The organism is Curtobacterium sp. A7_M15 (assembly GCF_030705415.1).
GTDB lineage: Bacteria > Actinomycetota > Actinomycetes > Actinomycetales > Microbacteriaceae > Curtobacterium.
Genome location: NZ_JAUZED010000005.1, coordinates 1 through 23289, shown reverse-complemented (window position 1 = coordinate 23289; position 23289 = coordinate 1). Strand labels below are relative to the sequence as shown.

At 70.2% G+C, this 23289-nt stretch carries 25 protein-coding genes; 12 read left to right on the top strand and 13 right to left on the bottom strand.

Features of this window, described 5'->3' with window-relative positions:
- Positions 1–6 precede the first annotated feature (6 nt).
- The 4 genes from Q7F20_RS01985 to Q7F20_RS01970 all read right to left on the bottom strand — a co-directional run bounded on the left by Q7F20_RS01985 (position 7) and on the right by Q7F20_RS01970 (position 4021).
- Positions 7–558, bottom strand: a complete 552-nt coding sequence (locus Q7F20_RS01985; RefSeq protein ID WP_305738434.1) for a very short patch repair endonuclease — start codon at positions 556–558, stop codon at positions 7–9.
- 94 nt (positions 559–652) lie between these two features.
- Positions 653–2161 carry a PTS transporter subunit EIIC gene (locus Q7F20_RS01980; RefSeq protein WP_305738433.1) on the bottom strand — a complete coding sequence of 503 codons (1509 nt, stop codon included), beginning with the start codon at positions 2159–2161 and terminating at the stop codon, positions 653–655.
- Positions 2162–2208: 47 nt separating this feature from the next.
- Entirely contained in the window at positions 2209–3123 is a 915-nt protein-coding gene (gene murQ, locus Q7F20_RS01975; protein WP_305738432.1) for an N-acetylmuramic acid 6-phosphate etherase, read from the bottom strand.
- Positions 3124–3133: 10 nt separating this feature from the next.
- Positions 3134–4021, bottom strand: a complete 888-nt coding sequence (locus tag Q7F20_RS01970; RefSeq protein WP_305738431.1) for a MurR/RpiR family transcriptional regulator — start codon at positions 4019–4021, stop codon at positions 3134–3136.
- Between the two features lie 286 nt (positions 4022–4307).
- On the opposite strand from Q7F20_RS01970, the gene Q7F20_RS01965 reads away from it, so the two are divergent.
- The 7 genes from Q7F20_RS01965 (at position 4308) to Q7F20_RS01935 (ending at position 9436) form a co-directional block, all read left to right on the top strand.
- Entirely contained in the window at positions 4308–4586 is a 279-nt protein-coding gene (locus tag Q7F20_RS01965) for a hypothetical protein (RefSeq protein WP_305738430.1), read from the top strand.
- A complete protein-coding gene (locus Q7F20_RS01960) occupies positions 4583–6460 on the top strand; it encodes an alpha/beta hydrolase (protein ID WP_305738429.1) in 1878 nt (625 codons plus the stop codon). Before Q7F20_RS01965 ends, Q7F20_RS01960 begins: the two co-directional genes overlap by 4 nt.
- Positions 6461–6560: 100 nt before the next feature.
- Positions 6561–7013, top strand: coding sequence for a hypothetical protein (locus tag Q7F20_RS01955; protein ID WP_305738428.1), 453 nt, complete (start codon positions 6561–6563; stop codon positions 7011–7013).
- A 146-nt stretch (positions 7014–7159) separates the two neighbouring features.
- Positions 7160–7606, top strand: coding sequence for a hypothetical protein (locus Q7F20_RS01950; protein ID WP_305738427.1), 447 nt, complete (start codon positions 7160–7162; stop codon positions 7604–7606).
- Entirely contained in the window at positions 7603–8244 is a 642-nt protein-coding gene (locus tag Q7F20_RS01945; RefSeq protein WP_305738426.1) for a hypothetical protein, read from the top strand. The genes Q7F20_RS01950 and Q7F20_RS01945 overlap by 4 nt, the downstream gene beginning before the upstream one ends.
- Positions 8245–8375: 131 nt before the next feature.
- Positions 8376–8876 (top strand): hypothetical protein, encoded by a 501-nt coding sequence (locus tag Q7F20_RS01940; RefSeq protein ID WP_305738425.1) that lies wholly within the window; start codon positions 8376–8378, stop codon positions 8874–8876.
- A 113-nt stretch (positions 8877–8989) separates the two neighbouring features.
- Entirely contained in the window at positions 8990–9436 is a 447-nt protein-coding gene (locus Q7F20_RS01935; RefSeq protein ID WP_305738424.1) for a hypothetical protein, read from the top strand.
- Positions 9437–9540: 104 nt separating this feature from the next.
- Here Q7F20_RS01935 and Q7F20_RS01930 read toward each other — a convergent pair whose 3' ends face one another.
- Positions 9541–10194: an NUDIX hydrolase gene (locus tag Q7F20_RS01930; RefSeq protein WP_305738423.1), complete on the bottom strand. Its 654-nt coding sequence runs from the start codon at positions 10192–10194 to the stop codon at positions 9541–9543.
- An 89-nt stretch (positions 10195–10283) separates the two neighbouring features.
- Here Q7F20_RS01930 and Q7F20_RS01925 point away from each other — a divergent pair, with 89 nt between their 5' ends.
- On the top strand, positions 10284–11228 hold the full coding sequence (locus tag Q7F20_RS01925; RefSeq protein ID WP_305738422.1) for an ADP-ribosylglycohydrolase family protein: 945 nt from the start codon (positions 10284–10286) through the stop codon (positions 11226–11228).
- 93 nt (positions 11229–11321) lie between these two features.
- Here Q7F20_RS01925 and Q7F20_RS01920 read toward each other — a convergent pair whose 3' ends face one another.
- The 4 genes from Q7F20_RS01920 to Q7F20_RS01905 form a co-directional block, all read right to left on the bottom strand.
- Entirely contained in the window at positions 11322–11696 is a 375-nt protein-coding gene (locus Q7F20_RS01920) for a hypothetical protein (protein WP_305738421.1), read from the bottom strand.
- Positions 11697–11819: 123 nt separating this feature from the next.
- Entirely contained in the window at positions 11820–12296 is a 477-nt protein-coding gene (locus Q7F20_RS01915; protein WP_305738420.1) for a DUF4395 domain-containing protein, read from the bottom strand.
- The gene (locus Q7F20_RS01910) at positions 12293–12805 is read right to left on the bottom strand and encodes a thioredoxin domain-containing protein (protein ID WP_305738419.1); all 513 of its coding nucleotides are present in this window, start codon (positions 12803–12805) and stop codon (positions 12293–12295) included. Before Q7F20_RS01910 ends, Q7F20_RS01915 begins: the two co-directional genes overlap by 4 nt.
- An 89-nt stretch (positions 12806–12894) precedes the next feature.
- Complete coding sequence (locus tag Q7F20_RS01905; protein WP_305738418.1) at positions 12895–13500, bottom strand: TMEM175 family protein; 606 nt, start codon at positions 13498–13500, stop codon at positions 12895–12897.
- Between the two features lie 41 nt (positions 13501–13541).
- On the opposite strand from Q7F20_RS01905, the gene Q7F20_RS01900 reads away from it, so the two are divergent.
- Together Q7F20_RS01900 and Q7F20_RS01895 are read left to right on the top strand one after the other, a co-directional pair.
- Positions 13542–13775, top strand: a complete 234-nt coding sequence (locus Q7F20_RS01900) for a DUF1653 domain-containing protein (protein WP_305738417.1) — start codon at positions 13542–13544, stop codon at positions 13773–13775.
- A 32-nt stretch (positions 13776–13807) separates the two neighbouring features.
- Positions 13808–17284 carry a TM0106 family RecB-like putative nuclease gene (locus Q7F20_RS01895; RefSeq protein WP_305738416.1) on the top strand — a complete coding sequence of 1159 codons (3477 nt, stop codon included), beginning with the start codon at positions 13808–13810 and terminating at the stop codon, positions 17282–17284.
- Between the two features lie 9 nt (positions 17285–17293).
- Here the strand turns inward: Q7F20_RS01895 and Q7F20_RS01890 are convergent, their stop codons facing one another.
- The 3 genes from Q7F20_RS01890 to Q7F20_RS01880 form a co-directional block, all read right to left on the bottom strand.
- Positions 17294–17722: an SseB family protein gene (locus Q7F20_RS01890; RefSeq protein ID WP_305738415.1), complete on the bottom strand. Its 429-nt coding sequence runs from the start codon at positions 17720–17722 to the stop codon at positions 17294–17296.
- A gap of 157 nt (positions 17723–17879) precedes the next feature.
- Entirely contained in the window at positions 17880–18677 is a 798-nt protein-coding gene (locus Q7F20_RS01885) for an SDR family oxidoreductase (protein ID WP_305738414.1), read from the bottom strand.
- A gap of 120 nt (positions 18678–18797) precedes the next feature.
- Positions 18798–19595 (bottom strand): HNH endonuclease family protein, encoded by a 798-nt coding sequence (locus Q7F20_RS01880; RefSeq protein WP_305738413.1) that lies wholly within the window; start codon positions 19593–19595, stop codon positions 18798–18800.
- A gap of 140 nt (positions 19596–19735) precedes the next feature.
- Here Q7F20_RS01880 and Q7F20_RS01875 point away from each other — a divergent pair, with 140 nt between their 5' ends.
- Positions 19736–20281, top strand: a complete 546-nt coding sequence (locus tag Q7F20_RS01875; RefSeq protein ID WP_305738412.1) for a cysteine hydrolase family protein — start codon at positions 19736–19738, stop codon at positions 20279–20281.
- A 33-nt stretch (positions 20282–20314) separates the two neighbouring features.
- Positions 20315–21094 (top strand): aldo/keto reductase, encoded by a 780-nt coding sequence (locus Q7F20_RS01870; protein WP_305738411.1) that lies wholly within the window; start codon positions 20315–20317, stop codon positions 21092–21094.
- 111 nt (positions 21095–21205) lie between these two features.
- Here the strand turns inward: Q7F20_RS01870 and Q7F20_RS01865 are convergent.
- Positions 21206–23289: DEAD/DEAH box helicase (locus Q7F20_RS01865; protein WP_305738410.1), on the bottom strand; the 2084-nt coding region annotated here is incomplete at its 5' end.

Sequence of the window (23289 nt, the reverse complement as noted above, 5' to 3'; positions counted from 1 at the left end):
GGGCTCCTACTGAACTGAAGAGGGGATTGCGTCCTCCGTCATGCTGACGCATTGTCGTGTGAACGACGAAGAGGGTGCGCGAGTCACAGTCACGAGATGTCGGGGCCCGGTCTCGTCCATCGCCATCCTTCCGGTGTCGGCGATCGCGGCCCACCGATCGAGCTCTGCTTCCACCAAGGCCGCGGCCTTGGTGGGACGGTCGTGCTCCCAGAACCGCAACACACGCCAGCCTTCCGACACCAGGATCGCCTGGTTCTGTGCGTCTCGCTGGCGATTGGCGAGCAACTTCCGACGCCAGAGCTCAGCATTCGCCTTCGGCAGGTGAGCGTGGTCCTCGCAGTAGTGCCAGAAGCAGCCGTCTACGAAGACGGCGATCCGTGCCCGCGGGAACACGAGGTCGGGTCGAACGCGGCACTGCCGGCTGACCTGCCGGTCGACGAAGAACCGCCGGCCTCGCCGGTGCAGCTCTCGGCGCAACGCCAGCTCGGGCGCCGTGTCGCGTCGACCGAAGCGAGCCATGTGTCGTCGACGAGCGTCGTCCGCTTCCCATTCCTCCACACTTCGATCCTCCTCGGGCGGTCATCGCTGCGATGACCGAGGCGCCGAGCTGTGGATCGACGGGTGTCGAACGCACCGGTGAGGGAACGAGCGATCAGCGGCTGGTACCCGACACAGCCGCGACCGGCGTGACCGGGACGTCGAGCGGCGCGTCCGGCGCGACCGGGTCTCCCGGCGAAGCAGCCGCCTGCGCGTCCAGATCAGCCCGCACCGACTCCGACACCCCGAACACCATCGTCGCCACGAACCCCACCACGTACGCCACCACGAGCCCCGACCCGTACCCGAGCAACGCCCAGCCGTAGCCCGAGGACCCGTTCAACAGCGGGATGAGCGACAGGTCCGACGCCCCGATGGCGATGGCCCCCACGGAGTGCCCGAGCTGGTCGAACAGCCCGACGACCCCGCCGCCGAACGCCCCACCGATGCACGCCGTGATGAACGGCCGCCCGAGGGGGAGTGTCACGCCGTAGATCAGCGGCTCGCCGACCCCGAGGAACCCGGCCGGCAGCGCCCCACGGATCGTCCGCACGAGGGACTCGTTCGATCGGAACCGCACCCACAGCGCGATGCACGCACCGATCTGCCCGGCACCGCCCATCGCCAGCACCGGCAGCAGCACGGTCCACCCGGTCTGCTCGATCAGCGTGGCGTGGATCGGGATGAGCCCCTGGTGCATCCCGGTCATGACGAGCGGCAGGAAGAGCCCGCCGAGGATGAACCCGGCGAAGGCCCCGCCGTTCGCGAGCAGCCAGGTGGCCGCGGTGCCGATGGCGACCGAGACGACCCCGGCGACGGACATCAGGACCCCGAGCGTCACGGAGCCTGCGACGAGCACGGTCACGGTCGGCACGACGATGAGCGCGATGACGTCCGGCGTGACCTTCCGCATGAACCGCTCGACGTACGCGGCGAGGATGCCGCCGGCCAGTGCACCGAGCACGCCGCCCTGCCCGGGCGCCAGGGTCTCGCCGAACACGGTGACGTTCGCGACGCCGGCCGCGACGATGATGCCGCCGACGGCACCGCCGAGGATGGGCGTCCCGCCGAACTCCCTCGCGGCGTTCATCCCGACGAACACGGCGAGGAGGGACAGGAACCCGCTGGACAGCACGCCGAGGAACGGCGTCACCCCGGGCAACCACCCGAGGTTCGTCAGGATCCCGTTGATCCCGGCGATGAGCCCGCAGGCGATCAGCGCCGGGATGAGCGGGATGAAGATCGCCGAGATGCGACGGATGGCACGCATGGTGCGGCCGTCGGACCGGGCACGGGCGGATGCCTTGATCGACGCGCCCCGCGCCGCCAGCTCCTCGGGCGACACCGACGCCGAGGACGCACCCGGAGCAGGAGCAGCACGCAATGACTCGAGCGAGTCAGCCACCCGGTCCACGAGTCCAGGCCCGAGCACGATCTGCAGGTTCGACCCCGCGGCGATCGCGGCCATCACCCCGTCGGTGCCTTGGAGCGCAGGCAGATCAACGGAGGAAGGAGACGCCACCTCGACCCGCAACCGGGTCATGCAGTTCTCGACGTCGGCGATGTTCGAGGACCCACCGACGGTGTCGAGGATCTGTTGTGCGAGTTGCTGTGCATCGGTCATTGATGGTGCTCCTCGGGGGGAAGGAAACGGACTGAGAAGGGAAGGGGTCAGGAGATGACGGCGCGGAGCGAGCCGTCGGCGGCGGCGAGCTGTGCCCGGACGGACGCGGCTGACGACCCGCTGAGGATCATCGCGATCGCCGTCTTCACCTCGCCGTCCGCTGCATCGAGGGCAGCAGCGACCTCGGAGGAAGCAGCCCCGGTCACGTCCTGCACGAGCGAGAACGACCGCGCGACGAGCTTCTCGTTCGTCGCCCGCACGTCGACCATGCGGTTGCCGTACGTCTTGTTGCACCGCACCATCGCGAGCGTGGTGAGCATGTTCAGCACGAGCTTCTGCGCGGTCCCCGCCTTCAGGCGGGTCGATCCGGCGATGAACTCGGGGCCGACGACCACGTCGATGGCGATGTCGGCTTCCCGCCCCGCGGCAGAGTCGGGATTGCACGCGACGGAGACGGACAGGGCGGACCTGCGCCGCGCCTCCAGGATGGCCGCGATGACGTAGGGCGTCCTGCCGGACGCGCTGATCCCGACGACCACGTCGTCGGCCGTCAGGCCGAGCGCGTCGAGGTCGCGGACGGCCGCTGCTTCGTCGTCCTCGGCGCCTTCGACGGCGGTGGTGAGGGCGACGGGGCCGCCGGCGATGACGCCGACGACCTGCGAGGGGTCGGTGCCGAAGGTGGGCGGGCACTCGCTGGCGTCGAGGACGCCGAGCCGGCCCGGCGTGCCGGCGCCGACGTAGACGAGGCGGCCGCCGCGTCCGAAGGCTGCGGCGATCGAGTCGGCGGCGAGGGCGATGGCCGGGAGGCACGGCTCGACTGCCGCAGGCACGCTGCGGTCGAGCGCGTTCATGCGTTGGGCAGCCTCGAGGGTGGAGATCAGGTCGATGTCGTCGAGTGACGAGTCGGTGGCTTCGGTGGCGAGGTGCTTGAGCTCCTCGCGGAGGTCGTCGTGGTGGTGCATGGTGCTCGATTCAGGGACGGTGGTGCGTGCGGACCGCGTGACGGCTGCGTGCGAGGAGCGGGCGGGAGCGTTCGTCGGTGCGCTGCGCGACGACGATGAACAGGGCGTCGACGATGGCGAGCTGACTCATGCGGCTGCCCATCGCGGCGGGGCGGAGGTCGCTCTCGGCGCCGGCGACGCCGAGCAGCACGTGGTCGGTGTGGTGGGTCAGCGGCGAGGTGGCGTGGCCGGTGACGGCGACGACGGTGGCCTCGTGCATCTTGGCTTCGGCGGCGACCTCGAGGGCTTCGACGGTGGTGCCCGAGTGGCTCGTGATGACGAGGACGTCCTTCGGGCCGAGGACGCTCGCGAGGGTCAGGGCGTTGTGCGGGTCGTCCGCGATCGAGCTCGCGATGCCGATGCGTTCGAGCTTCAGGTGGAGGTCGCGGGCGACGATGCCGCTCGCGCCGACGCCGTACAGGACGACGCGGCGGGCTTCGCTGATGCGGACCGCGGCGGCCTCGAGAGCGAACGGATCGAGCGTGGCGCGGGTGTCGCTCATGACGGCGCGGACGTCCTCGGTGACCTTCGCGATGACGGTGGTGACGTCGTCGTCGACGCTGACGCCTGCGTGGATCTCGGTCTCGCGGCGTTCGTGGATGCCCCGCTCGACGGCCCGGGTCATGCTGCGCTGGAGTGCGGCGAAGTTCGCGAACCCGAGGTGCTGGGCGAAGCGGGAGACGGTGGCGGGGGAGACGCCGGCGCGGTCGGCGAGCTCGGCGGCGCTCGTGGTGGCCGCGGTGCCGGGGTCCTCGAGGACGGCGTCGGCGATCGCGCGCATGCTCGTGGGCATCGTGCCGGACTGGGTCCGGACGAGGGCGAACGCGTCGGCGCGGTCGGTGCGGTCGGCGATGGTCATGCGCTCCATGAAAGCGCATTGCAGGCGGAGTGGCCAGTGCTGAAAGTAAATTGCGTGTTACGGAGTGGGGGGGGGTGGGTGCGGGGTGAGGGGCGCGCGGGTGGGTGCGCGGGTGCCGGGCCCGGTTTGCGTCACGTGACGGAGCAGAAACGGTCGAGTGGAGGTGACGAACCCGACGATTTCTGCTCACGGAGTGCGCCGATCACCACGGATCCGGGAGAGCTGTACCACGCGGCTGACATATCAGGCTATGCTGGCGGGGCGTTGAGGGGCGAAGGGGGCAGTGTTGGGGGATCTGACGGTCGATGCATCGGCGATGCACTCGGTGGCGTCGAAGGCGAAGAGCGCGGCGGCGGAGTTCGGTTCCGAGCGTGCGCTCTCGGAGGCCGACGGCGGGTGTTTGGGGTCCGATGTCGTGGCGTCGGCGTTCACGTCGTCGGCGCGGGCGCAGGACGCGATGGTCCGCTCGCTCGGTGACGATGCGGACACGCTGAGCCAGTTCGTGCAGGACGCCGCTTCGGAGCTGGAGCAGGCGGACGCGGGTCTGGCGGCGAGGCTCGGATGACCGCCGATCCGACAGCGGGTGACCCGGACGGGATCCGTCGGCTCGCACGCCTGCACACGCAGCACGCTGACGCGGTCCGTGCGGGGGCTCGACACGTGGTGGACGCTGCTGAGGCGGCGCAGTCGGGGTGGACCGGGAAGGCGCAGGAGCGGTTCGTCTCGGTGGCGGCGACGGTGCCGGCGAGTGCGCAGCGAACCGCGGCGCGACTCGATGAGGCCGCGTCGGCCTTGGACACCTACGCGAGTGAGGTCCAGCGGATCCAGGACGAAGCGCAGCGCGTACAGACTGCCCAGCAGAGTGCGGCCGACGACGTCGCGGCGAACGCCCGCGCGATCCGCTCCGCGACCCAGGCTGTCGAGAGCGCGGACGCGGTGGAGTCCGACACGACGAAGCTGCACCAGTTGCAGAACGGAGCCGCGAGCCTTGCCGGGCTCCAGGGACGGTTGTCGGCGCAGTGGGAAGAGCTGGTGACGCGGCGCGACGCTGCCGATCGACAGGTTGCCTCGGCTCTGGAAGCACCGGAGGTCGTCGGGAAGCTGAAGTCTGCCGCGGCCGTGGCGAAGATGAGCGACGGGCAGTTCCTCACGTGGCTCGGCTCGCTCGACAAGGAGTCGATCGCCGCGTTGGAGGACGACCCGACGATTGCTGCACGCTTGGCGCGTATGGACGCGAAGGACGTGGCGGCGTGGTGGTCGGCGATGTCCGGTCCGGACGGTGCGCACTCTGCTGAGCAGGATGCGTTCGTCGCGGCTATCCCGGCGGCGCTCGGGAACCTGAACGGCGTCGCCTACTGGGCGAGGGCGCGAGCGAACAAGAGGGTGCTCACGAGCAAGTTGACCGAAGCGAACAAGAAGACGTCGTACTGGGAGAAGCAGTTGAAGAACGCCTCGAGCCCTGCGGCTGCCGCGGCTGCGAGAGCGCAACTGCAGACCTGGCAGCGGCAGCGCGACGGGTACCAGAACATTCAGGACACGTTGAAGACGAAGGCCGTCTCGCTCATCTCGCTCGTCGATGACAGGCCGCCGCTGGCGCAGATCGTCGCCGGTGACATGGACACAGCTGCACACGTGACGTACATCGTGCCTGGCATGAACACGGCGACGTACCAGGACGGGACCGTGAGCAACTACGCGACGATCGCCGAGGGGATGCGCAGTCGTCAAGCCGCGGTGGGCGGTGTCCTGCCCTCTGACGTCGCGGTGGTGTCATGGATCGGTTACCACGGCCCGATGGCCGACGACCTGTCGTTCGCCTCGGTCGTGGCCAACGGACGCGCCCACACGGGCGCTGACGCCCTCGCCACCGATCTGAACGGCTTCGACGCGGTCCGGGCAGCGTCGGGTAGGGACGCCGACCTGTCGGTCGTCGGACACTCCTACGGCACCAACGTGGCGACCATCGCCCTGACGAAGACACACGCTGACCACGTCGTGCTCCTCGGGTCCGCAGGAGTCACGGATGTGGCGCCGAACGCCGAGGCGCTGCAGGTACCGAGGGGCGAGGTGTTCGCAAGCCAGGGTGCGAAGGACGGGTGGGCGATCACGGGACAGAACCTGTCGGGCCGTCAGGACCCTACGGACCCGTCCTGGGACGCCCATGACTTCAGCTCCGAAACGCAAGGGTCCGGCGCTGACGAGTTGCACGGCGTCACGCACCACGGCCCGTACGACGGCCGCGAGGGCAACGATCAAGGTCGCTACTCGTACTTCGACAACAACACGACCTCGCAGTACTACACCGCGAAAGCGACGATGGGACTGGGCGATGAGATCCCGGAGGCTGGCGCCCCGTTCGATCGGATGCGGCAGCAAACGAAGGACAATTGGTTCATGTACCAGTGGCAGACAGGACTCACCGGTGACCCCACGCTCTAGACGCTTGACTCAAATGGGCGGATTGGTCGCCGCCGCCGTGCTCCTCTTGACCGCATGCTCCGACACTGGTCCGCATGCTCCTGCCAGTAAGGACTCCTCGATGACCCCCGAACAGTCCCACGAGAACGTGATGAGCATCTTCCGAGCGGTGAAGTCGGTCGTCGGAGCGGAAGGCTGGGACGAGGGAACAGTATCCGGATGGAACGACTGTTCATCGAACGGAGACGACGGTGCTCAATTCACGCTCACGGCCATCCGCAAGCATCCGCTGCCCGCAGCACCCGATGAGGTGACTCGAGGTGTTGCGAAGGCGTTGAAGACCGACGTGGGGTTGGACGGTGTTCCCGTGCAGCACGACGACACGCTGCGTCCGCCGCGGACGGTCGTGTCATACCCCAACGGTTACAACGGCGGGACCGCCGCGGACGGGTTCGGCGTGGAGTTCCAGTCCGGTACGGACTTCGCCAGCCTCCTCGTGTGGGGACATTGCGTGCCGGGGAAAGTGCCGAACCTCGGTACCCCTCTGAATCCGCGTCCGACCGATCTCCCGTAGTGCGGCTTCACGCAGCGGTCAGACACAGCTCACGGACGGGCGGACCTCGACGCTCCGGCGCGCTCGCCGTAGCAGTCGTCGCTGCCACGCTCGTCTCGGCGTGCAGTGAGACCCGCCCGCACGATCCCGCTGGTGAGGACACGACAATGAACATTGGGCAATCCCACCAAGACGTTCTCGACATCGTCGCTGCGGTCCAGGGTGTCGTCGGAAAGGATGGTTGGGGCGACGACGATGCGGGCTGGAACATCTGCAGCAGCGGGGGGACTGCCGCTGCGCAGTACGCGTACGCGGCGACGCGCAAGCTCCCGTTGCCGGGTACACCCGACGGAGTCGCAGGGGAGGTCGCGCATGCCCTGGACGCGATCGGATACGGAGGAGCGCGGGTGCAGCAGGACAAGACTCTGACGCCGAAACGCACAGTGATCGGCTACCCGAACGGTTACAACGGCGGCACTGCAGCGGACGGGTTCGGGATCCAGTTCCAGGTGAACGACGGATACGCCGACCTCTCGGTCTACGGACACTGCGTGCCCGGGAGCGTGCCGAAGCTCGGCAGCTCCTTGAATCCTCGGCCTACCGACCTCCCGTGATGCAGCGCATCACTCCACGCCGACGCGGTGCCCGTCATGAAGCTCGGGCAGCCCTCGTGCGGCGTCGTCCGCTGGAGATCCGGCATTCTCGGCGCGGCTCCTTCGGGCTCGCCATCGCGATCTCGGCCACTCTCGTAGTGACCGGCTGTTCGGGCGCGGACCCGTCCGACGAGGCAACCAAGGCCTCGACGATGACCCCGGAGCAGGCTCACCAGAGCGTCACCGACGTGTTCGACACGATCAAGAGCGTGGTGGGCGAGGACGGATGGGACGACGACTTCGAATCGTCGTGGGGTTCCTGCCCGTCGGTGTCCGACGCCTCCCAGTTCAGCTTGTACGCAGCGCGTCGGTCGCCCCTGAGCGATTCACCGGATGCGGTGGCGAAGCGGGTCGCCGCTCCGCTCGAAGCCTCCGGCTACGACGATGTGCGTGTTCAGCACGACACGACACTGCAGCCACCGCGGACCGTGATCGGGTATCCGAACGGGTACAACGGCGGCACCGCGAACGATGGGTTCGGAATCCAGTTCCAGTCCGGCACCAATTACGCTGCCACGATCATCTCCGGCCGCTGCATCTCCGGTGAGCCGCCGAAGCTCGGAACCCCGCTGAATCCGAGCCCCACGGTTGCCCCGTGATGCGGCTCGCCGCTGGGACGCGTCCTGGTGACCGATGGGCGGTCGTGGGTGGATCGTGCGCACTCATCGCGACCCTCATCACCGGCTGCTCGGACACCGGACCTCACGCCCCTGCGAGCAAGGACGGACCCATGACAGTGCAGGAGTCACATCAGGATGTGCTCGACATCTTCGCCGCGATCACGTCGGTCGTCGGAGCGGACGGTTGGGCGAAGGGGACCGAGTCGGAATGGAATGGCTGCTCCTCCGGGGGCAAAGCGGGCGCGCAGTTCATGCTCACCGCAATCCGGAACCAGCCGCTCGCCGGTACGCCGGATGAGGTCACGAAGCGCGTTGCGGAGACGCTCGAGTCGAAGCAGGGCATGGAAGGCATCCGCGTTCAGCACGACGAGACGTTGTCGCCTCCCCGGACGGTCATCGGGTACCCGAACGGCTACAACGGTGGGACCGCTGCCGATGGGTACGGGTTGCAGTTCCAGACCGATCCCGGCTTCGTCGGCGTCATCATCTACGGGCACTGCGTACCCGGAGACCCGCCCAAGCTCGGGAGGTCGTTGAACCCCCGACCGACTGGTCTCGAACGGGAGCTGGCATCCGTTCACGTTCGCGTGGCAGGCAGGACGCGCCGGTGAAACCGCACTCTGGGCGTTGGCTTCGGGCCGCGACCTTGATCGGGGTCGCCGCCTTGGCCATGAGTGGCTGCGCTGGAACGGGACCTCACTCAGCCGCTGGGAAGGACTCGTCCATGACGGTTGCGGAGTCTCACCGAGACGTGCTGAACATCTTCGCGGCGGTTCGGACAGTCGTCGGGGAGGACGGCTGGGGCGATGAGCAGCCGAGCTGGTTCATCTGCGGAAGCGGTGGCCATGATGCAGCTCAGTACACGTACTCGGCCACTCGCAAGCTGCCTCTCCCTACCACTCCGGACGAGCTGGCGAAGCGCGTCGCCGACGCTCTCGACAAGATCGGCTACCGCGGTGCTCGGGTGGAGCACGATGACACGCTCACCCCGCCGCGACCGGTCATCGCGTACCCGAACGGCTACCTCAGGGGAGCCGCTCCTGACGGATTCCTCGTGCAGTTCCAGGCCTTCGATTCCTACGCCGATGTGTCGATCACGGGGCATTGCGTCAGCGGAAAGGCTCCGAAGTTCGGGACGCCGCTGAACCCGCGGCCCACCGACCTTCCGTGAGCACGGCGCAGCGGCGAGCGACGCGGCAACGAGGGAGGCCGATTGGTCGTCGAAATGGGAAGCACCAGTGAACCCGACCGTTCCTGCCCACCAAGCGGGCAGCCTCAGGCGCGCCGGTAGCGCGTCGCCGGCTTGCCCGGCCCGGCAGTCGCACGCGACCCCGTGTCGACGAGCAGCGGCAGCATCGCCCGCCGGAACGAGTCCGGTAGGAGCCGCTCGCCGCGGACGGCCTCGTGCACGTGCCGCAGCTCCGTCATCGTGAACACTTCGGGCAGCAGCCCGCGCGGATCGGGGGTCCCGGCGTACGCTGCCCGCAAGGAGTCCACCGCGAACGCCACGATGTCGTCGTGCCCGTGCACCATCCCCGTCGCGGTGTCGACCGGCACCAGGCGCGCCCGTGACGAGTCCAGCGACGATGACAGTGCGGAGAAGGGCACCACGTCGAGGTGCGCCACCGACATCACCCACCCGCGACTGTCCCGCGAGGGGTCATCGAACACGTGCAACTGCGTCGGCGCCAGGCCGGTGACGCCGGCCTTGTCGGACAACGACCGCAAGACTGCCGAGGCCAACCGCTCGCCCTCGTGCACGAACGTCCCCGGCAGGCGCCAGTCGCTGTCGATCGCATCGCGCACCTGCAGGACGGACAGCAATCCCCCCACAGGCACGGTCAGGACCGCTGTGTCCACAGCGACGGATGGTCGCGGGTAGTCGACCAGGCGCTTGCCGGAAGGATCGCGGTACTCCGATGAACTCACGACAGCGAGTTTACGCACACTTGCGCAAACCGCTGCGATCGTGCAGACTCGGATTTACGCAATTCCGCGCTAACCACCAGGAGGCAGCCGTGCTGACCACTGAACAGACCGACCGGGCGATCGGCGCCGTCCTCGGTTCCGCCGCGGGCGACGCGCTCGGCGCCGGCTACGAGTTCCGCCCTGCCGTCCCCGAGCCCACGCCGATCCGGATGGCGGGCGGCGGCTCGTTCGGCTGGGCCCCGGGGGAGTGGACGGACGACACGAGCATGGCGGTCTCGATCCTCCGGACGGTCGCGCGCGGCGGTGATCCCGCCAGCGAGGCGGCTCTCGACGGCCTGGTGGCCGCCTGGGCAGACTGGGCACGTACTGCGCCCGACGTCGGCATCCAGACACGCAACGTCCTCGCCGGACTGGACGCGCGGGTCGCCTCCGCATCGCGCGCTGCAGCCCGGCATGAACACGAGTCCAGGGGCCGGTCGGCCGGCAACGGATCGCTCATGCGGACAGCGCCGCTCGTGCTCGGGTACCTGACCGGCGCAGCCGACGAGGAGCTCCGGCTCGCCGAGGCCGCCCGTGCGATCAGCGACCTCACGCACTACGAGTCGGACGCCGGGGACGCGTGCGTGCTCTGGTGCGTGGCGATCCGGCACGCGGTCCTCACCGGCGAACTCGACGTGCTGCGCGGGCTCGACCTGCTCGACCTCGAGAAGCGCCGCACCTGGGTCGACCGCATCGTGACGGCGGAGCATTCGGAGCCGGTGGACTTCACGGACTCGAACGGATGGGTCGTGTCGGCGTTCCAGGCGGCCTACGCGGCGGTGCGCACGAGCACGAGCCTCGAGGACGCTCTCGTCCGGGCGGTCCGGACCGGGAACGACACCGACACGGTGGCCGCGATCGCCGGCGGGCTCGCGGGAGCTAGGTACGGGGCGGCGGCGTTGCCGACCGAGTGGCGCGAGCTGCTGCACGGATGGCCGGGCATGCGCGCGGACGACCTCGTCGCTCTGAGTGAGCAGGCGCTCGCGAGGTACTGAGCCGCCGTGCTCTCCAGTCGTGGCGGCGGAGGATGTCGTGGGGGGATCCTCCGCTGCCGCCAGCGGGGCGGGGGTGAGCCGCGCCTCCAGGCCTCAGAGCGCACCGCGCGCCCGGTCCACCGCCTCGATGAAGCGCGGGATGCCCCACATCAGGAAGGTCGGTTCGATCCCGCCTCGCAGGGTGATCCGGACCTTCTTCCGCAGCCCGCTCGACACGTCGTCGAGTCGGGTGATCTCCTCGACCGGGATCCCGAAGTCGGAGCGGGCGTAGTTGAGCGGATGGGCATTGAACCAGATGACTTCGGGCGTGAGAGTGATCCGTCCGCCGACCTCGATCCGGCGGCTCGGGCGGGCGCTCGACGGGGGCGTCCATCCGCGGATGATGTCGGCTGCGCCGGAGTTCTCGTCGTCGGCGAGGTAGGTCGCGAGCTTCTTGAGCAGGACCGTCGAGGCGTCGGTGTACGGCATGGCTACGTGTCGTCCCCCATGCGGCCAGGCTACGAGACGGGACGGCAGGGAGGCCGGGAGGAACGGATCACCTCGACGACGCGGCGTGCGTCGCGGGGGTGGGTCGCGCCTCCGGGCCCCTGATCAGACCGCGGACCGCCTGCGGAACACGCCCGCGCGGACCAGCCACACGTAGAGGAGGCAGCCGATGCAGACGTCGAAGACGGCGTTGAGGAAGGCGGCGACCAGCGCGATCGCGGCGCCGACGGGGGCTGCGACGGGCACACCAACGAGTGCGAGCACGAGGGCGAGGGCCGTGATGACGAGGCCGACCTGCTGGGCGAAGGTCGGGGGTTCCGGGGCCTCGAGCTCGGCGGGCGGGCCGAGCCGCGGGCGGACGAGGCGGCGGAACAGCGCGCCGTAGGGGTGTCGCCGGATGCCCGCGATGCCACCGATGGCGAAGAGCACGACGATGACGGCGAGCAGCACGATGCCGACGGTCCACGTCGCGGGGATCAGCGTGAGGACGATCGTCGCCGCGAGGAGGACGGTCGTGATGGCGGCGCCGAACCTCGGGGATCGGGGGTCGATGCCGCGTGCGGGGTCGTTCGTGGCGGTCATGGGAGCTCGTCTCCGGGGGTCGTTGCTGTTGCTGTTGGTGCTGCTGTTGCTGCGGCCAGGACGGCGTGGAGTGCCGTGGCGAGTTCGGCGGGGCGTGGCGGGCCGCCGAACCGGGTGCGCACGGCGCGGCTCCGGTCGAGGAGCAGGACCGTCGGCGTCTGCATGACGGCGAAGCGTCGGGCGAGCTCGGGGCGTTCGGCGAGGTCGATCTCGAGTCGAGCGACGCCGGGGTTCGCGGCGGCGACGGCGTCGAGCTGGCGACGGGTGGCCGGGCAGCGGGCGCAGGTGGGGGTGGAGAACTGGACGAGGGTGGCCTCGGTGCCGAAGGCCTCGGCGGGGGCGAGGTCGGCGGTGGTGGGGTCGGTGCCCGTGCTCGGTTCGGTGCTCGTGCGGGTGTCGCTCGTCCGCGTGGGGCGGGCTCGGCCGGTCCGGGCGCGGAGGAGCAGGCCGAGGGCCGTGGCGAGTGCGAGGACTCCCACGAGGACGGCGACTGCCGTGGCGACGGTCATGTCGCGACGGTACGTCCTCGAGGGCTCGGGGGCATCGACATGACCGTGTGTGACGAGCGCGGCGCGTGGCGGGTCGCAGTGCGGTCGGCTCAGGTGTGGGGCTTCGGCAGCCGCCTGGCGAGGGTGCCCTGCAGGACCAGGAGGAGCACCCAGTACAGGCCGACCGACGGGAAGATCAACGAGAGGACGAGCGCGAGGACCAGCAGCCCCGCGGCGATCGGCCCCTTCCGCCAGTCGCCGAGCGGCGAGGACAGCAACTCCGGTGCGCGGCGGAGCTCCCACTCGATCGCAGTGAGCGTCAGGCTCGTCACGACCATGCTGCCGAGGTAGAGCGCGTGTGCGACCCGGTCGCCCTCGACCTCGGTGTTGAGCAGGTTTGCGGCGAAGGGCAGGAACGCGATGCTGGCCAGCCACACGAAGTTGAGCCGCATCACCCGGAGGTTGTACGAGCGGACGTGCTCGAACACCTGGTGGTGCAGCGTCCAGAACCGGGCGATGACCCAGAAGGTGATGAAGAACTCGAGGACTGCGGGCCAGTGTTCCTGCAGCAGGTCTCCGGCACCCCGGCCCCCGCTGAGTTCGCCGGCCAGGTCGACGAGCGGGAGGATCAGGATAGTGATCGCGATGGCGACGGTTGCGTCGGAGAAGTTCACGAGGCGGTCGAGTCCGCGTTCGGTGCGTGCCGGCTCGGTCATGGCGTCGAGTCTAGGGAGCGTGTCGGCCCTAGCATCGGGGCATGGTCGACGACGTGACGCCTGGGCGGTACCGGCACTTCAAGGGCGGCGAATACGAGGTGGTCCTCGTGGCGCGGGACGTCGAGACGGAGGAGCCGGTCGTCGTCTACCAGGCCCTCTACGGGGAGCGAGGGCACTGGGTGCGGTCGCTCGCGGACTTCACGGCGTGGGTGTCGCGGGACGGGTACGAGGGGCCGCGGTTCGTGCGGACGGACGGTGTCGGCGGGCGGCCCTAGGCTCGCAGGAGACCGACGAGACGGGGGAACGCATGCAGATCGGCGGCGACGGGCAGGTCCTGCTCAGCCCGAGCGACCTCTCGACCTGGGCGGCCTGCGAGTGGGCGTTCCTGCGGCGCATGGACGCGAAGCTCGGGCGGGGCGAACCACTGCCCGAGACGCACGACGACATGCTCGAGCGCACGGCACGCCTGGGGGACCAGCACGAGCTCGACTACCTCGACATCCTCCGCGAGACCCGGGACGTCGTCGAGTTCGACCGCCCCGAGCCCGCGCAGTACGCCCAGACGGCGGAACGAGCACGGGCAGCGATGCACGACGGCGCCGACGTCCTCTACCAACCGACCTTCTTCGCCTCGCCGACGCCAGGGGCGCCGGGTTTCATCGGCTTCGCGGACTTCATCATCCGCAACGACCGCGGCGAGTACGAGGTCTACGACACCAAGCTCGCCCGTCACGCCAAGATCAGCGCCCTCCTGCAGCTCGCCGCCTACGCCGAGCAGATGCAGGCGCACGGCATCCCCACCGGCGAGCAGGTGCACCTGGTGCTGGGCGACCGGACCACCACCACGCACGACCTCGCCGACATCGCGCCGGTGTACCGGACGCAGCGCGTCGAGCTGCAGCGGGTGATCGCCGAGCGGATGGCCGAGACCGAGCCGTTGCAGTGGGCCGACCTGCGGTACTCGTCGTGCGGCCGGTGCGACGTCTGCACGACGCAGGTCGCCGAGCACCGTGACCTCGTCCTCGTCGCGGGCATGCGACTCGACCAACGGACGAAGCTCATCCGGCAGGGGGTGCGGACGATCGACGAGCTGGCGGACCGCACCACCGCTGTGCCCGGTCTCCCGCGCGGGACGCAGGCTCGGCTGGTGCGTCAGGCGCGCCTCCAGGTCGACACCGAGCAGACTGACGGCCGCACGCCCGCCTACGAGGTGGCGGACCCGCGCGCGCTCGACGCGATCCCGGCACCGGACCCGGGCGACGTGTTCTTCGACTTCGAGGGGGACCCGCTCCACACCGAGGACGGCGTGCACTGGGGACTCGACTACCTGTTCGGGCTCGTCGACCCCGAGGCGCGCTTCACCGCGTTCTGGGCCCACACGATCCGCGACGAGCGCCAGGCCCTGGTGGACTTCTTGGCCTTCATCGAGGCTCGGCGGCAGCAGCACCCCGGGATGCACATCTACCACTACGCGGCGTACGAGCGAACGCACCTGCTCTCGCTCGCGGCCCGGCACGGCGTCGGGGAAGAGGCCGTCGACGACCTGCTCCGCGCCGGCGTCCTCGTCGACCTCTACCCGATCGTCCGCAAAGCGCTCGTGGTCGGCAGCCGCAGCTACTCCATCAAGAAGCTCGAGCCGCTGTACATGGGCGACGACCTGCGGCTCAGCGACGTCACGAACGCGGCGGACAGCATCACCGCGTACGTCGACGCGATCGAGGAGCTCCGGAACGGCGACCCAGCCGCCGGCCAGCACATGCTCGACGAGGTCGCCGACTACAACGCCTACGACTGCCGGTCGACCCTCCGGCTGCGCGACTGGCTCCTGTCGCTCCGAGCGGCCGCGCCGACACCGATCGCCGCGGAGCCGGACGAACTGCTCCCGCCGATCCCGGTCGACCGCGAACCGAACCCCGTGTACACGGCGCTCGCCGCGCAGCTCGACGGGGTCGACGCCCTTGACCGCACGTCCGACCAGACGGCACTGGCGCTCGCCGCGGCCGCGATCGACTACCACCGGCGCGAGGCGAAGACCTTCTGGCAGGACCACTTCGACCGCCTGCGGAACCCGGTGGACGAGTGGGCGGACACCCGCGACGTGCTGGTCGTCGAGCGGGCCTCGGTCGAGCGCGACTGGGGGACCCTGCCGCGTGCGCGGTCGCAGTCACGAGAGATCCGGTTGTCGGGGACGCTCGCGCCCGGTTCGCGGCTCCGTCCAGGAGGCACGCCCCACCTCGTCTACGACGACCCACTCCCGCCATCGGTCGCCGCTCCGGCGCCGGGTTCGAAGGGCGCGTCGGCTCGCGCGGTCGTGCTGGACGCGTTCGAGAACGGTGACGGCTTCGAGGTGCTCGTGAAGGAGAGCCTGCCGGTCGGTGGCTCGCCGCACGAGGACTTCCCGGTCGCCCTCGCACCGGCAGCACCGCCGCGAGCGAAGCCCCAGCCCGAGGCGATCGCCGAGTGGGGGCAAGCGGTCCTCGACGCCCTGCCCGCGATGCTGCCCGACCCGGCGCTCGACCTGCTCCGTCGGGTCCCGCCCAGGGGACCGATCGTGCCCGTGCAGGGCGACGACACCGTGTCGGCCGTGGTCGCGACGCTGCTCGAGCTGGATCGGTCGTACCTGGCGATCCAGGGCCCTCCGGGAACGGGCAAGACGTACGTCGGCTCGAACGTCGTCGCGCGGCTCGTGCGCGAGTACGGCTGGCGGGTCGGCGTGGTCGGGCAGTCGCACGCCACCTCCGAGAACTTCCTGTCGTCCGTGGTCGCGGCCGGCATTCCGGCTGATCGTGTCGTCAAGGTGCCGAAGAGCGGTGCGACCGAGGACGACCTCGAGTCGGCCGCGTGGACGCCGGTGAAGAACAACGCCGCCGTGGCTGCGTTCCTGTCGTCGTGTGCCGAGACCGGCACGGGCGGGGTCGTCGGCGGCACCGCGTGGACCTTCGCGAACGAGGGCACGATCCCGCGGCGGTCCCTCGACCTCCTCGTGGTGGACGAGGCGGGGCAGTTCTCCCTCGCGCCGACGATCGCCTCGTCGATCGCGGCGACCCGGCTGCTCCTGCTCGGAGATCCGCAGCAACTGCCGCAGGTGTCGCAGGGGTCCCACCCCGAGCCGGTCGACGAGTCCGCACTCGGGTGGCTCGCGGACGGCCAGCACGTACTGCCGGATGCGTTCGGCTACTTCCTGGCGCGGACGCGTCGGATGGAGCCAGCTCTCACAGCATCGGTGTCGGCACTGTCCTACGACGGGCAGCTGGCGTCGATGGTGTCCGGGCGGCACCTCGACGGCATCGAACCGGGGGTCCACCCGGAGCCGATCGTGCACGCGGGCAACACCACCTCCTCGGTGGAAGAAGCCGCCCGGGTCGTCGCCCTCGCGCAGGACGTCGTCGGTCGGCGATGGGTGGACGGCGACACCGAACGCGTGCTCACGGACGAGGACGTGATCGTCGTCGCGCCGTACAACGCGCAGGGGTCGGTGATCCGCGACGCCCTCGACCGAGCAGGACTGCGCGGCACCCAGGTCGGCACGGTCGACCTGTTCCAGGGGCGTGAGGCCGTCGTGTCGATCGTCTCGCTCGCGGCGTCGAGCGCGGCCGACATCCCGCGTGGGCTCGACTTCCTGCTCATGCCGAACCGGTTGAACGTGGCGCTGTCGCGGGCGAAGTGGGCGGCGTACCTCGTGTACTCGCCGGCGTTGGCCACGGGTCTGCCGCCCTCGATCGCCGGGTTGTCGCTGCTGTCCCGGTTCATCGAGCTCGTCGAGCCCGGCCCGAGTGGTCGGTAGGCGGCCGGTTCAGCTCTGGTCGGGGTCCTCGTCGAGCTGGACACCGCTCTGCATCTGCGCCCGCATGGTGGCGAGGACATCGGCGTGCAGGAAGTTCGCTTCCGCGGCGCTCGTGGGGTCGACGACGATCCCGAACTCCTCCGGCAGCGCGGTCACGAGCTCGGACATCGAGACCGGTCGGCCCTCGGTGTCGGGCAGCCCCGCGGCGAGTTCGGCAGGGTCGGTGAAGACCGGGACGAACGGCTTCTCGCGGATGATCACGTGCGCGACGCTCCCGCCGTCGGGCGCATCCGCGGGACGCCACGGCACCCACGCCGCGCTCCGGAGGAAGCCCGCGGGCGAGGTCGCCATCCGGCGGCGGAGTTCGGCGGACGCGGTCGGCGGGGTGTTGTCGACGCCGCGACCGAAGGCCGATCCGGTCTGGTCGTTCGTGCTCATGCGGTTCCCTCCCGAGGGTCGGCCTCCATGCTGTCACGTCGGGCGGGGTCGTCGGGACGCCGGGACGGGACGGCCTTTCGTGGTCATGCGTTGACCGTTCTGGTCCGGGGAAGCCGGGGATCGCGAACCAGAACGGTCACGCGCCGGACCGCGCGGCTCAATAGGCGGCGGACTGTCCGCCGTCGATCGGGACGACCGTGGCGTTGACGTACGAGGCGTCGTCTGAGAGCAGGAACGCGACGACCGCGGCGATCTCCGGGGCCTCGCCGTAGCGCTTGGTGGGGTTGACCTGGATGAACTCCTCGGCGGCCGCCCGGGGGTCCGAGGGGTTGAGCTGCTTCATCGAGTTCTCAACCATGGGCGTCCAGATGGCGCCGGGGGCGATGGCGTTGATGCGGATGCCGTAGCGGCCGTACTCGACCGCCGAGTTGCGGGTGAGCCCGACGACGCCGTGCTTGGCGGCGGCGTAGCCGGACTGGTTGCCGATGCCGCGGATGCCGCCGACGCTCGCGGTGTTCACGACCATGCCCGAACCCTGCTCGCGCATGATGCGCAGCACCTTCTCGAGGCCGAGGAACACGCCACGGAGGTTGACCGCGACGACCTTGTCGAACTCGGCCGCGGTGAAGGACTCGGTGGGGTTCTGCTTGCCCTCGATGCCGGCGTTGTTGAAGAAGCCGTCGATGCGACCGAAGCGCTCGGTGGTGGCGGTGACGTACGCCTCGACCTGGGCTTCGTCGGAGACGTCGGCGACGGTCGTGAGGACCTCGGCGTCGGGGGCCGCGTCGAGCACGGCGGTCTTCGAGGCCTCGAGGCCCTCGGCGGAGACGTCGACGAGGGAGAGCTTCGCGCCCTCGGTGGCGAGGCGGACGGCGGTCGCGCGGCCGAGGCCGGATCCACCGCCGGTGATGAGGACGACGCGGTCGGTGAAGCGGGCGGTGGTGGTGCCGGGCATGGGGAGGCCTCCTGAGGTCTTCGACGGTGAAGGGCTCGGGGTCCGCGGTGGAGCAGCGAGTCCGGACGATGCGTTCGCATCGACACGACTTAGACTACACCTGTCGTTTTGCCGCACGGCTCAACAGTTGCTGAGGATCCGCGCGATCGCGTCGTGCTCGGCCGGGGCGACCCACAGCCGGTACTTCGTCTTCACCGCGACCTGGTGCTCGACGTACGTGCACCGGAACGACTTCTCCGCCGGGAGCCAGGTCGCCGCATCGCCGGAGCGCTTCTGCCCGTTCGAGTGCTGGTCCACCGCGAACAGGTTCTCGGGATCGTTCGCGAGTGCCTCCCGCTCACGCTGCGAGAGCTGCTGCGCCCCGGTCCGCCACGCGTTCTCGAGTGCGACGACGTGGTCGATCTGCACGAGCGTCGAGGTCCCCTCGCCGCGGACGAAGTCGATCCTCGCCCCGGTGTACGGCGACACGAGCGTCCCGCTCATCACCCGGCAGGAGCCCTGACGGGTGATCGCCGAGAGGTCGCGCGCGAGCACGTCGTTCCGCGTGTCACACCCGTTCCGGTCGACGTCGAGCCAGGCGGTGCCGAACTCGCCGACCCGGTCGTACCCGGTCGCGGGCGCCTTGCCCTTGACGGGCAGCGCGGCGAGTTCCGCTCGCGCGATCTCAGCGGCCGCGCTCGGTGCGTCAGCCGCGCTCGGTGCGGCGGTTCGGGAGGCGCGGGTCGTCCCCGCCGTGCCCGGTTCCGTCTCGATCGTGGGCGCGTCGGTTGCGGTGGGTGCGCTGGTCGTCGCCGGTGCGGCTTCGGCATCGGGCGCGATGACGCCCGCGGCGTGCAAGGCGTACCCACCGACGGCGAGTGCGAGGAGGACGAGGACGGACGTGAGGCTGGTGCGGGTACGGCGTCGGCGGGACGTCATGCGGTGGTGGAGCTCCTGGTGGTGCGGTGGTGCGGTGGTGCGGGCCGGACGGCCTCGTCGATGATGCCGGACACGTCGGACATCGACCGGAACCCCAGCGGAGGGTCGACCGCCCGGACCGTCGGAGTAGCGTCTTCCGGGTGGGCACCGCACTCCTCGTCATGGACTACCAGAACGGCATCGTCGAACGGCTCGGCACGGACGAGGTCCTGGCGGCAGCGACGGCCGCGGTGTCGGCTGCCCGTGAACGCGGCATCCCCGTGGTCTTCGTGCGGATCGCGATGCGTCCCGGTGCTCCCGAGGCCGCACGCTCGAACAAGGTGTTCCGGCAAGCACGCGAACGCATCGGCGCCCAGGCCCCGGGCGCGACGGACGTGCACAGTGCCTTCGGGGTCGGGGACGACGACCTCGTCGTGACGAAGCTGCGCGTCAGTGCGTTCACGGGCTCCGACCTCGAGGTGCTGCTCCGCGGTCTCGAGGTCCGCGACCTCGTCCTCACCGGTATCGCGACGAGCGGGGTCGTCCTCTCGACGCTCCGCCAGGCGGCCGACCTCGACTTCGGCCTCACGGTCTTGTCGGACGCGTGCGTGGACGGCGATCCGGAGGTCCACCGCGTCCTCGTCGAGAAGGTCTTCCCACGGCAGGCCGAGGTCGTCACCGTCGCCGACTGGACCGCCTCGCTCTGAACGGCGTCGCGAGCACGGCGTAGACACGGGTGCATGACCGATTACGCGAACCCGTCCGTGTCCGTCACCGGTGGGTCGATGCCGCTCCTCGGCTTCGGCACCTGGCAGATCCCCGATGCCGAGGCCCCCGCAGCCGTCGGCGAAGCCCTGGCGGCCGGGTACCGCCACATCGACACCGCCACCGGCTACCGCAACCAGCGCGGCGTCGGGAAGGCCATCGCCGAGTCCGGACTGGCACGCGACGACGTCTTCGTGACGACGAAGCTCCCGCCGGACAACGCCGACCGGGTGCGGGAGACGATCGAGGAGAGCCTCGACCAGCTCGGCCTCGACCACCTCGACCTCTGGCTCGTGCACTGGCCGCCGAACGGCGAGGCACGTCCGGACGTGTGGGAGCAGGTGGTCCAGGCGCAGGCCGACGGGCTGACCCGGGCCGTCGGCGTGAGCAACTACTCGCTCGCGCAGATCGACGAGATCACCTCGGCGACGGGCACCGCCCCGGCCGTGGACCAGATCAAGTGGAGTCCCGTCGAGTACGACCGCACGATCGCGGACGGCCTCGCGTCCCGTGGGGTGGTGCTCGAGGGCTACAGCCCGTTCAAGGCGAGCAACCTGCAGGACCCGACGCTCGTCGACATCGCGAACGCTCACGACGCGGACAGCGCCCAGGTCATCGTCGCGTGGCACGTCGCCCACGGGTTCGTGGTCATCCCGAAGTCGTCGAACCCGGAGCGGATCCGGTCGAACGCCGCCGGTGCTCGGATCGAGTTGTCCTCCGACGAGGTCGCCGCGATCGACGCCCTCGCCCGCTGAGGCGCCGCAAAACCGACGTCCCGCCGAACCGCGCACCGCCGTGGTTCGGCGGGACTTCCGTTGTGCGCCCGCACCGCGCACCGCGCGCCGCGCCGCCGCGCCCCGGCGACGTCAGCCCAGCAGCGACCGGATGTCGTCGGCCGTCAGGTCCTCGGCGAAGAGCGCGTCGTCGTCGATCATCGTCGCGAACAGCTCGGCCTTCTTCGCCGCGAGCGCGAGGACCTTCTCCTCGATGGTGTCCTCGGCGATGAATCGCTGCACGTTCACCGAGCGGGTCTGCCCGATGCGGTGCGTCCGGTCGACCGCCTGGTTCTCGGCAGCGGGGTTCCACCACGGGTCGAGCACGAAGACGGTGTCCGCCTCGGTCAGGGTCAGCCCGAAGCCGCCGGCCTTGAGCGAGATGAGGAACGCCGGGGCGGTGCCGTTCCGGAAGCGGTCGATGACCTCGGGGCGGCGCCGAGTCGAGCCGTCGAGGTACTCGTACCCGATCCCACGGTCGTCGAGCGCTGCCGCGACCATCCGCAGGAACGAGGTGAACTGACTGAACACGAGGGCGCGGCGACCCTCGGCGGCGAGCTGCTCGAGTTCGTCGAGCAGCAGGTCGAGCTTCGCCGACGACAGGTCATCGCGTGGACCGTCGACCAGCGCCGGCGACAGCGCGAGCATCCGCAACAGGGTCAGCGACCGGAACACGATCATCCGGTTCTTCGCGAGGTCGTCGATGAGGTCGAGCACCTTCAGCCGCTCACGGTTCAGCGTCGTCTCGTACAGGGTCCGGTGCGCCGGGTCGAGCGTGACCCGGACGACCTGCTCCTGCTTCGGCGGCAGGTCGGCGGCGACGCTCTCCTTCGTGCGCCGGAGCATGAGCGGCCGGATCCGCCGACGCAGCCGCGCCGTGAGCTCCTGCCGGGCGACGCCCCGGAGGTCGGGGGAGCCGAGCGGCTTCACGTAGTCGTCCCCGAAGCGCGACCACGACGACAGCAGTCCGGGGGCGACGATGTGGAACAGCGCCCAGAGGTCCGTCAGCCCGTTCTCGAGCGGGGTCCCGGTGATGGCGAACTTCACCGGCGCGCGGAGGTCCACCGCCACCCGGTGCGTCTGCGACTGCGGGTTCTTCACGAACTGCGCCTCGTCGAGCACGAGGGCCGCCCACGGCAGGTCGGTGTACGCCGTCGCGTCGAGCCGGAGCAGCGCGTACGACGTCACGACGACGTCCGACGATGCCGCGGCGCGTGCGACGAGCCCGGGGTCCTTGAGCGTCGTCGAGCCGATCGTGGAGACGCGCAGCGACGGGGTGAACCGGGCGGCCTCGGTCGCCCAGTTCCCGACCACCGAGGTGGGGGCGACGACGAGGAACGGCGGCTCGTCCGGCGACGACTCCCGCGCGGCGGCGATCGTCGCGAGGACCTGCAGCGTCTTGCCGAGCCCCATGTCGTCGGCGAGCACCCCGCCGACGCCGTGTGACAGCAGGAACGAGAGCCACGCGTACCCGGCGTGCTGGTACGGCCGGAGCTCCGCGTGCACCGACGTCGGCACGGGCACCGACCCGGGGGGCGTCGCCCCGAGCAACCCCGACGCGATCGCCTGCCACCGCTCGTCGTGCGAGGTCTCGTCCGCCAGCTGGTCGAACTCGGACCACAGCCCGGCCTGCAGCGGCGTGACCGTCATCGGCTGGTCGGGCTCCCACTCGTCGAGGTCGCGTGCCTCGTCGATGAGCTCCTTCAGCCGGTCGAACGCGGGGTCCGACAGCGACAGGTACGAGTTGTCGATGAGCTTCATCCGCCGGTCCCGCTTCGCGAGCGCCCGGAGCAGCGGGGTGAACGGAACCTGCTTGCCGTTCACCGATACGAAGATGCCGAGGTCGAACCAGTCGTGCTTGTCCGACGGCATGGTCGTGACGCGGATGTGCGGGCGACCGGTCAGCCGTTCGTAGTCGACGCGCTCGCCCTGCACGACGGTGCGGACCCCGTGCGCCGGCAGCTCGGGCAGCAGTTCGTTCGCGAAGACGGCGACGTCGGCGCCCTCGACCGTGCCGTCCTCGAACCACGTGAGTCCGCCGCCGGGCCCGGTCACGACGTGGTCGGCTCCGGGTCCGGGAGGCGCGGCTCGGCCGCCGCCGTCGGCTGCGGACGCCGACAGGGTCGCCCCGGCGGCGGGGCCGTCGGCGGACGCGGGGTCGGCAGGTGCGGTCGGGT

Bases quoted from the DNA above. Each gene is read 5' to 3' on its own strand.
- Q7F20_RS01980 (WP_305738433.1), bottom strand. From the start codon at position 2,161: ATGACCGATGCACAGCAACTCGCACAACAGATCCTCGACACCGTCGGT.
- murQ (WP_305738432.1), bottom strand. From the start codon at position 3,123: ATGCACCACCACGACGACCTCCGCGAGGAGCTCAAGCACCTCGCCACC.
- Q7F20_RS01970 (WP_305738431.1), bottom strand. From the start codon at position 4,021: ATGACCATCGCCGACCGCACCGACCGCGCCGACGCGTTCGCCCTCGTC.
- Q7F20_RS01960 (WP_305738429.1), top strand. From the start codon at position 4,583: ATGACCGCCGATCCGACAGCGGGTGACCCGGACGGGATCCGTCGGCTC.
- Q7F20_RS01955 (WP_305738428.1), top strand. From the start codon at position 6,561: ATGACCCCCGAACAGTCCCACGAGAACGTGATGAGCATCTTCCGAGCG.
- Q7F20_RS01950 (WP_305738427.1), top strand. From the start codon at position 7,160: ATGAACATTGGGCAATCCCACCAAGACGTTCTCGACATCGTCGCTGCG.
- Q7F20_RS01940 (WP_305738425.1), top strand. From the start codon at position 8,376: ATGACAGTGCAGGAGTCACATCAGGATGTGCTCGACATCTTCGCCGCG.
- Q7F20_RS01935 (WP_305738424.1), top strand. From the start codon at position 8,990: ATGACGGTTGCGGAGTCTCACCGAGACGTGCTGAACATCTTCGCGGCG.
- Q7F20_RS01920 (WP_305738421.1), bottom strand. From the start codon at position 11,696: ATGCCGTACACCGACGCCTCGACGGTCCTGCTCAAGAAGCTCGCGACC.
- Q7F20_RS01915 (WP_305738420.1), bottom strand. From the start codon at position 12,296: ATGACCGCCACGAACGACCCCGCACGCGGCATCGACCCCCGATCCCCG.
- Q7F20_RS01910 (WP_305738419.1), bottom strand. From the start codon at position 12,805: ATGACCGTCGCCACGGCAGTCGCCGTCCTCGTGGGAGTCCTCGCACTC.
- Q7F20_RS01905 (WP_305738418.1), bottom strand. From the start codon at position 13,500: ATGACCGAGCCGGCACGCACCGAACGCGGACTCGACCGCCTCGTGAAC.
- Q7F20_RS01900 (WP_305738417.1), top strand. From the start codon at position 13,542: ATGGTCGACGACGTGACGCCTGGGCGGTACCGGCACTTCAAGGGCGGC.
- Q7F20_RS01895 (WP_305738416.1), top strand. From the start codon at position 13,808: ATGCAGATCGGCGGCGACGGGCAGGTCCTGCTCAGCCCGAGCGACCTC.
- Q7F20_RS01890 (WP_305738415.1), bottom strand. From the start codon at position 17,722: ATGAGCACGAACGACCAGACCGGATCGGCCTTCGGTCGCGGCGTCGAC.
- Q7F20_RS01885 (WP_305738414.1), bottom strand. From the start codon at position 18,677: ATGCCCGGCACCACCACCGCCCGCTTCACCGACCGCGTCGTCCTCATC.
- Q7F20_RS01880 (WP_305738413.1), bottom strand. From the start codon at position 19,595: ATGACGTCCCGCCGACGCCGTACCCGCACCAGCCTCACGTCCGTCCTC.
- Q7F20_RS01870 (WP_305738411.1), top strand. From the start codon at position 20,315: ATGACCGATTACGCGAACCCGTCCGTGTCCGTCACCGGTGGGTCGATG.